This window comes from uncultured Pelagibacterium sp., assembly GCF_963972885.1.
GTDB lineage: Bacteria > Pseudomonadota > Alphaproteobacteria > Rhizobiales > Devosiaceae > Pelagibacterium > Pelagibacterium nitratireducens.
Genome location: NZ_CAXAXY010000125.1, coordinates 1 through 7585, shown reverse-complemented (window position 1 = coordinate 7585; position 7585 = coordinate 1). Strand labels below are relative to the sequence as shown.

General features: G+C 61.5%; 9 protein-coding genes and 1 tRNA gene. 7 read left to right on the top strand and 3 right to left on the bottom strand.

Going from position 1 to position 7585, the window contains the following annotated elements; translation table 11 throughout:
• Together glmS and glmU are read right to left on the bottom strand one after the other, a co-directional pair.
• Positions 1–1305 (bottom strand): glutamine--fructose-6-phosphate transaminase (isomerizing) (gene glmS / locus AACZ55_RS14830; protein WP_339647356.1); only part of this gene is annotated, 1305 nt, incomplete at its 3' end.
• Positions 1306–1316: 11 nt separating this feature from the next.
• The gene (glmU, locus tag AACZ55_RS14825; RefSeq protein ID WP_339647355.1) at positions 1317–2663 is read right to left on the bottom strand and encodes a bifunctional UDP-N-acetylglucosamine diphosphorylase/glucosamine-1-phosphate N-acetyltransferase GlmU; all 1347 of its coding nucleotides are present in this window, start codon (positions 2661–2663) and stop codon (positions 1317–1319) included.
• A 159-nt stretch (positions 2664–2822) separates the two neighbouring features.
• Between glmU and AACZ55_RS14820 the strand changes: the two genes are divergently transcribed.
• From AACZ55_RS14820 to AACZ55_RS14810, 3 genes are all read left to right on the top strand, one after another.
• The gene (locus AACZ55_RS14820; protein WP_339647353.1) at positions 2823–3638 is read left to right on the top strand and encodes a hypothetical protein; all 816 of its coding nucleotides are present in this window, start codon (positions 2823–2825) and stop codon (positions 3636–3638) included.
• An 88-nt stretch (positions 3639–3726) separates the two neighbouring features.
• Positions 3727–3802: transfer RNA gene (locus AACZ55_RS14815), tRNA-Lys, on the top strand.
• Between the two features lie 240 nt (positions 3803–4042).
• Complete coding sequence (locus tag AACZ55_RS14810; protein WP_339647351.1) at positions 4043–4261, top strand: hypothetical protein; 219 nt, start codon at positions 4043–4045, stop codon at positions 4259–4261.
• 66 nt (positions 4262–4327) lie between these two features.
• Here the strand turns inward: AACZ55_RS14810 and AACZ55_RS14805 are convergent, their stop codons facing one another.
• Positions 4328–4624 (bottom strand): hypothetical protein, encoded by a 297-nt coding sequence (locus tag AACZ55_RS14805; RefSeq protein WP_339647349.1) that lies wholly within the window; start codon positions 4622–4624, stop codon positions 4328–4330.
• 271 nt (positions 4625–4895) lie between these two features.
• Here AACZ55_RS14805 and motA point away from each other — a divergent pair, with 271 nt between their 5' ends.
• From motA to AACZ55_RS14785, 4 genes are all read left to right on the top strand, one after another.
• Positions 4896–5759 (top strand): flagellar motor stator protein MotA, encoded by an 864-nt coding sequence (gene motA / locus AACZ55_RS14800; protein ID WP_338606801.1) that lies wholly within the window; start codon positions 4896–4898, stop codon positions 5757–5759.
• Positions 5760–5783: 24 nt separating this feature from the next.
• Positions 5784–6680, top strand: a complete 897-nt coding sequence (locus AACZ55_RS14795) for a flagellar motor protein MotB (protein WP_339647346.1) — start codon at positions 5784–5786, stop codon at positions 6678–6680.
• Between the two features lie 104 nt (positions 6681–6784).
• Complete coding sequence (locus AACZ55_RS14790; RefSeq protein ID WP_339647344.1) at positions 6785–7234, top strand: hypothetical protein; 450 nt, start codon at positions 6785–6787, stop codon at positions 7232–7234.
• 3 nt (positions 7235–7237) lie between these two features.
• Positions 7238–7585 (top strand): hypothetical protein (locus AACZ55_RS14785; RefSeq protein WP_339647343.1); only part of this gene is annotated, 348 nt, incomplete at its 3' end.

Genomic DNA, 7585 nt, shown 5'->3' with positions numbered 1-7585 from the left:
GGCCCGCACTAGCGCATGTGCATCGGATGGGCTCAGCACGCCCCGCGCCTGCCCAGCCGCAATCGCCAGGCTGGCGAGGATCGAAAGCTGTGCCGTCGTGGCCTTGGTTGAAGCGACAGCGATTTCCGGTCCGCACAGCGTGGGAAAGATCACATGGCTTTCCCGGGCAATTGTCGATTCCTGCACATTGACCAGCGCCGCAATGTGCTGACCTTCTTTTGCCGCATAGCGCAGCGCCGCAAGCGTATCCGCTGTCTCGCCCGACTGCGAAATCACCAGCGTCAGCCCGTTGTCAGGCAGCGGCGGCTCGCGATAGCGAAATTCGGACGCCACATCGACATCCACCGGCAGTCGCGCATAGCGCTCGAACCAGTACTTGGCCACCAGTCCTGCATAAAAGGCCGTCCCGCACGCCGTGATCGTCAGCCGCGACAGCTTTGCGAAATCGAATGGCAATTCTTCCCGCAGCTTGACCGTTTCGCCCGCCAGATCGATGTAATGCGCCAGCGTGTGCGACACGGTCTCGGGCTGCTCGTAGATTTCCTTGGCCATGAAATGGCGATGATTGCCCTTGTCGGCCAAAGCCGCCGACGCCGAAGACACCTGCCGCGCCCGCTCGACGACAGCGCCATCGAAATCGAAAATCTCCACCTTGCCGGGCGTAATCACCGCCCAGTCGCCCTCTTCGAGATAGGTTATCTGGTTGGTGAATGGAGCCAGCGCAAACGCATCGGACCCCAGATACATCTCGTCCTGTCCATGCCCGACCGCCAGGGGTGAGCCCTGCCGGGCCGCAATCAAAAGCTTGTCCTCGCCCGCGAACATGAACACCAGCCCGAACGTACCGCGCAGCTTCGGCAGCGTGTTGGCAACCGCCTCGCGCGGCCTTGCCCCCCGCTCGATCTCCCGCGTCACCCACAGCGCCACGGATTCCGTATCCGTCTCGCTCTGTGGAAAATACCCATCTCTTGCAAGATCTTCGAGCAGATCCTTGAAGTTTTCAATGATCCCATTGTGGACCACGGCAACCTTGCCCGCCAAATGCGGATGGGCATTGCCTTCGGTCGCCCCGCCATGCGTCGCCCAACGTGTGTGCCCGATCCCGATCGTCCCCTCGAGCGGCTCCGCAGCCAGTTTGCCCGCCAGGTTGTTGAGCTTGCCCTCGGCTCGCCGCCGATCGAGCCCCTCGCCGGTCAGCGTGGCGATTCCGGCGCTGTCATAGCCCCGATATTCGAGCCGCCGCAGCGCATCCACGAGCCGGTCGGCAACTGGCTCGACCCCGATGATTCCAACGATACCGCACATGCCGCCGCCCCTTATTTTTGGTCCTTGATGGCCTTGAACCGCGCGTTCAGCGCCTTGCCATAGCCAGGCTTGTTGATCTGCCGCGCCCGCCCGATGCCCAAAGCGTCTGCCGGCACCGGCTCGGTAATCACCGATCCTGACGCGACATAGGCCCCATCCCCGATCTCCACCGGCGCCACCAGCGCAGAGTTCGATCCGATAAAGGCGTGCGCACCGATGGTCGTCTTGGCCTTGTTGTAGCCGTCATAATTGCACGTCACGGTTCCGGCCCCGATATTGGCGCCCGCCCCGATGGCCGCGTCCCCGATATAGGTCAGATGGCTCACCTTGGCCCCCTGCCCGATATCGGCGTTTTTCACCTCGACGAAATTGCCGACCTTGGCCCCCTCGCCCAGATCCGCCCCCGGCCGCAGCCGCGCAAACGGCCCCACATTGGCCCCCTGACCGATATGCGCGCCCTCGACATGGGAAAACGCGTGGACCACGGCCCCGCTCTCGATTGCCACGCCCGGTCCGAACACCACATGCGGCTCGATCTCGACGTCGGGCGCAATTTTCGTATCGAACGAGAAATAGACGGATCCCGGATCGTGCAGCGTCACGCCCGCCGCCATGAAATCCTCGCGCCGCAATTGCTGGAACACCGCTTCGGCCCGCGCCAGTTGTGCGCGGTCGTTCACTCCCATCACATTGTCTTCGGGCGCCACGGCATAGCCTACCTTGTGCCCGGCCGCGTTGGCGAGATCCACAAGGTCGGTGAGATAATATTCACCCTGCGCGTTATTGGTGCCCACCTTGTCTATCAGCGCCCTGAACACCTCGGCCCGAAACGCAAGGATGCACGCATTGCAAAGCCCAATGGCCCGTTCGGCCTCACTGGCATCCTTGTGCTCGCGAATGGCCAGCAGCTTTTCGCCATCGGTGATGAACCGGCCATAACCCGTCGGATCTTTTGGCTCGAACCCCAGGATCGCCACATCCAGCCCCGCATCGAGCCGCTCGGTCACCCGCGAAAAATCGGCACCCCGCAACAATGGGTGATCGCCATACACCACGGCCACATAGCCGCTGGCTTCCGCGAAAGCCGGCCGCGCCATGGAGGCGGCATGCGCCGTACCCTTGCGCTCGGTCTGCTCGAAAAACGCGACCTCGGGATCGATGGCCGCCATCGCCTTGCGCACCACCTCGTGCCCTGGCCCGGTAATCATGGCGATGGCCCCGGCGCCGGCCTCGCGCGCTGCGGCCAGCACATGCCCGGCAATCGGGCGCCCTCCGACCTTGTGGAGCACCTTGGGATGAGCGGACTTCATCCGCGTGCCTTCACCCGCTGCCAGAACGATTGCCATCAGTTCGGTCATGAATATTTCCCCAGCCTCTGCTTGCCGCCCCTCTTGCGCATCTTTATGGCAGCACGGTGTTGGCAGAACCCCTAACAGACCCGCGTAACCGCTCCGTTTACATTTGTATGCCTAAAGTCAGCTTTGATCTGATTCGCCTGATAGCGGGATTATATTTAGGTGCCAAAGCCGAAACGGTTTTCCCTGCCAGCCGACCACGCCGATGTCGCCCCATGGGGCATCGCCGCGCTTGTCTGCGGCGCTATGGCCGTCGCCGCGGTCAATCTGTCGGCATTGCTGCCTGCCGATACCCTTGGCGGCTTGCACACGCCCTACCGCCAGGGCGCAAACTATCACCAGCTGCGCACCCAGCTTGCCGAACTCGCCGAAGACCGCAACCGCGTTATGGGAGATTATCGGGCGCTACTCGCCCGTTTCAACCTTCTCGATGACGATAGCGATGAGGCCATCCGCCGTCTTGGGGCGCTCGAAAAAAGCCTCCCGCTCTTGATCGAATCCCTGCCCCTTTCCAGCGATATCGACCGCTCGCTGCTCACCGCTTCGATCGCGGAGTCCGCCGAGGAGGTCTATGAGTTCGATGGCGGCACCATGGTCGTGCGCTACAGCCCCCTGTTTGACGACGCCGCGCCCCAACCGGTCGCGGACCAGCCCATGCCCCCGCCGCTTACCCCCGAGCAACCGCCGGTCACGGCCGCCGAACCCACGGTCGATCTCACGCTTCAGGGTGTTGCGGTTGGCCACAGTGTTCCATTCGATCAATCGGCCGCGCTCTATGCCGAAATAACCCAGACCGCCGGCATGCTGCTTCTTGGCACTTCGCCACTGGCAGCCGCATCCGAAGGGTCCGATCAAACCAGGATCGTCCTGGGTCCCCTGCCCGATAGCGCCTCGGCCCAGGCCCTTTGCGTCCGCATCGAACGGCTCGACCTGCCCTGTGAGCCAACCCCCTATTCGGGCGAACCCCTGCCCCTCTGAAGCACCAGTCAATAAACGGGTTGACTCGGCGGGGGCAGGCACTATGTTCCGCCCGTCTCCAGCCGGTCGATATAGACCGCTTCGGTAAGGGCTCGTAGCTCAGCTGGTAGAGCACTCGACTTTTAATCGAGTTGTCCCGGGTTCGAGCCCCGGCGAGCCTACCAATTTTTTCCTGCGAATCGTGCGATTTTCTTGGCCTGGATCAATTTTGGGCAAAAAACTCTGCTTGTTCGTGACAGCGTGCCTGCCGTATTCTCGGCACATCGGTGCAAACGCCGATGGGAGGCGGGTCAGCGAGCCCCCAAGCCGAACGACCGCCTCCCTCCGCTCAATTTCCGGTACGCAGGACGCGTATCGATCATGAGAAGAATGTCTCGCGTCAGATCGAAACGGTATTGCGTACGATGAGCCAGACTTCCCAGCGGGACACGTTGCTCGACGCCGGTTGGCGTCTTGCCGATCTTCAGCAACAGATCCAGAACAGCAATGGCTACGATCATCAACTCGATCAGCTCTTTCTGTTGACTCAGTGGCGGATTGCGGAGTTGGCGAGAACCCTCAAGCCCGCTTCGAACGTGGTCTCCCTCAATTCCAGGCGAAAGGCCACCTCCCCGGCCGAATAGCTCACAAAAAGGGCCGCCTCTCCTTTCGGTGAGGCGGCCCCATGGGCAAACCTTATATAGGGCCCATTACTCGACGACGGGCGCCTCTGCGTCCATTTCGCCTTCGACACTCATCGAGTCGGCGCCCGCATCCGCACCGGCCACTGCGGCCAACTCGTCTTCGGAAAGCTCGCCACTGGCATCGGTATCGTAGGAAGCGAAGTCCTCCTCAGTGATGTCAGGCATGGCTACCTGCAACTCGGTCAGGCTCACCCCGCCGCTGGCGTCGGCGTCGAGCGTGGCAAAATCGAGATCCTGTGCGAGAGCGGCCCCCGAGATCGAGAGGCCAACGACGGAAGCAATAGCAATAATGGTCTTTTTCATCTGTATTCTCCGTTTTCGGTTTAAGCCGCATTCGGAGTATGCGGCCCGCGTCTCGCCGTTCACGAGACTGTGAACAGCCTACTCGACACCAAGGCGGCAATAGGTCCGAACCGTGGAAATGACGGGGCTATTTGGAGGCGGAGGGGGGGGACTGGTCTCCACCCATGCCCGATGCCCCCTCTCGGCAGGCACTTAGAGTTCAGTAACCTTGCACCGGTATAGAGGGTGGTTAGGTGCAGAATGGCGCCGATACCGCGGGAGTGCAGAACGCATGCGATTGATTGCCGGAGCCGTAATCGTTTTTGTCTCGGTTCTTGGGGGCTATGCCGCCATGGGCGGCCATCTGGAAGTCCTCTGGCAACCCTTTGAAGCCGTCATCATCCTGGGTGCCGCCATCGGCGCCTTCATCATCGGCAACCCCAAGGCCATCCTCAAACAGAGCCTTGGTGTCTTTGGTTCGCTGTTCAAAGGCCCGCGTTACAACAAGCAAGCCTACGTCGAATTGCTCGGACTGCAGTTTTCGATCTTCAAACTGGTTCAGTCGAAGGGTTTGCTGGTGCTCGAGCAGCACATCGAAAACCCCGAGCAGTCCGACCTGTTCTCGCGCTTCCCCACATTTGCAAAAAACCACCACGCGGTCGAATTCATGTGCGACTACCTGCGCATGATCACGCTGGGCACCTATGCGGTCCATGAACTCGAATCCTTGATGGACGAAGAGCTCGAGACCCACCATCAGGAAACCGAGCGCGTCGTGACCGCCGTCCAGTCTCTTGCCGATGCCACGCCTGCCCTGGGTATTGTCGCCGCCGTGCTGGGCGTCATCAAGACCATGGGCGCCATTTCCGAGCCGCCCGAAGTGCTCGGCCACCTGATTGGCGGCGCGCTTGTGGGCACGTTCCTTGGCGTTTTCGTCGCCTACGGTTTCTTTGGCCCGATGGCCCAGGCCCTGCGCAACACCAACGAGGCAGAGTCGAAATACTTCCTGTCGATGAAGGCGGGTCTGCTGGCCCATGTGTCCGGCTACCCGCCGGTCATCGCCATCGAATTCGCCCGCAAGGCCGTCATGTCCGAAGATCGACCCAGTTTCGCCGAAGTCGACCGCGCTACGTCCGATCTCAAAGCCGTCGTCTAGCCTTTTTCATCGGGAGCATTCGTCATGTCGCGTCAGCAGGGCTCGATCATCGTCAAGAAGGTCAAGAAAGCTGGACACGCCCATCACGGCGGCGCCTGGAAAATCGCCTACGCCGATTTCGTGACGGCCATGATGGCCTTCTTCCTGCTCCTCTGGCTCATCAACATGACCACGCCCGAGCAAAAAGAAGGCCTCGCCAATTATTTCGCGCCCCCCAACATCAGCGAAAGCACTTCGGGTTCGGGTGGAGCAATGGGCGGTCGCGCGATGGACGATCAGGGCTCGCTGACCTCGAGTGTCGAAGCGAACGGCATCGCGACCATAGGCGCCCAGGACTACGCCTCGACCGATCCGGCCGCCGGCAGCGTGAGCGATGGCGAGGCCGCCGAAAAGGACTCGGCCTTCGATCTTTCCGCCGCCGATCCGCAAATGTTCCACAGCGCCGCCGCCAGCATAAGACAGGCTTGGGAAGCGCTCCCCGACATCACCGAGATTGCCGACAATCTCATCGTCGAGGTCACCGAAAACGGACTCGACATCCAGATCGTCGAGCAGCGTGGTCGCCCCATGTTCCAGGAGGGGTCGAAATATCCCTATGAATGGATGCGCAGCGCCATTGCAGCAGTTGCCCCGACTCTCCAGCGCCTTCCCAACCAGGTTCGCATTTCCGGTCACACGGCCGCTGGCGTTGTCTATTCAAATCCGGCCTATGGTGCCTGGGAGCTCTCCGCCGACCGCGCCAATACCGTGCGGGCTCTGCTGGGCGAGTTCGGGCTGTCCGATGAGCACATCTACTCGGTCGCCGGTCGGGCGACCAGCGAACCGTTCTTTGCCAACGATCCTTACCTGGCGGCCAATGAGCGGATCAGGATCACGGTCATCAACGAGCCCTCGCCCATCCCGCTCAACATGGCGCCTTAGCCAATTTTGACCCGCGCGAGGCTTGCCGTTCCCGCAGAGCCTCATTAATGCTGGACCCGTTCCCCGCGCGGGACGGGCTCAAGAAGACGAGGGACCGCCATTCCATGTTGCACGCAAAGCCTTTCATCGCGGCGCTTTCCGCGGCCGGCCTGTCGTTGGCAGCGCTTCCGGCCATGAGCCAGAACGTTCATATCTCGCGCCTTTACGAACAGGTGCTCGAAAACATCGAATACACAAAGCCGGGGTTTTTCCTCGATTCCTTTGGCGTGGTTCGCCTCAATGAGGGTGCGACCACGCGCATCGAGCTCGATGTACCCACCAACACCGCCATCGAGATCATGGGCGATTGCGACGAGGACTGCACCGACCTCGATCTGGGCATCTATAACGCCGCCGGAAAGCTGCTGGGAGAAGATCGCTATGACGATTATTACCCCATCGTCTCCTTCGTCTCCGAGGACGACGGCCGCCTCGCGCTCGAACTCGATCTCGTCGATTGCGATGCCGCCTATTGCTACACCGCCTATTCGGTGTTCGTGGAAGGAACCGAATAGGCCATGAACCCTGTTGCAAGCAGGCTCAAGGCGATCGCAGTCACCGCCGCATTCTTCGCCCTGAGCGGATTGGCCCTGCTCGGCGTGATCTGGGGTCTTTCCGCCCTGCCCTTCACTGTGCCCGGCGGCCTGGCGCTCACCGCCTACCGTCCGCACGACACGGTGTCGATCCTGTCGGATCTGCGCCTGCCGGTCGCGCTCACCGCCGCATTCCTTGTCGCGACAGCCATCGTCCTGGTGTTTTCCAGCGCCTATCTCGACAAGATGATCGCCATTTTCGCTGACGTGCTGCTCATGGTCATGGCGGCTCTGGCAGGCTTTGTCGCCGGCTATTGGGTGCTGCTCCGCCTC

Bases quoted from the DNA above. Each gene is read 5' to 3' on its own strand.
- glmU (WP_339647355.1), bottom strand. From the start codon at position 2,663: ATGACCGAACTGATGGCAATCGTTCTGGCAGCGGGTGAAGGCACGCGG.
- AACZ55_RS14810 (WP_339647351.1), top strand. From the start codon at position 4,043: ATGAGCCAGACTTCCCAGCGGGACACGTTGCTCGACGCCGGTTGGCGT.
- AACZ55_RS14805 (WP_339647349.1), bottom strand. From the start codon at position 4,624: ATGAAAAAGACCATTATTGCTATTGCTTCCGTCGTTGGCCTCTCGATC.
- motA (WP_338606801.1), top strand. From the start codon at position 4,896: ATGCGATTGATTGCCGGAGCCGTAATCGTTTTTGTCTCGGTTCTTGGG.
- AACZ55_RS14795 (WP_339647346.1), top strand. From the start codon at position 5,784: ATGTCGCGTCAGCAGGGCTCGATCATCGTCAAGAAGGTCAAGAAAGCT.
- AACZ55_RS14790 (WP_339647344.1), top strand. From the start codon at position 6,785: ATGTTGCACGCAAAGCCTTTCATCGCGGCGCTTTCCGCGGCCGGCCTG.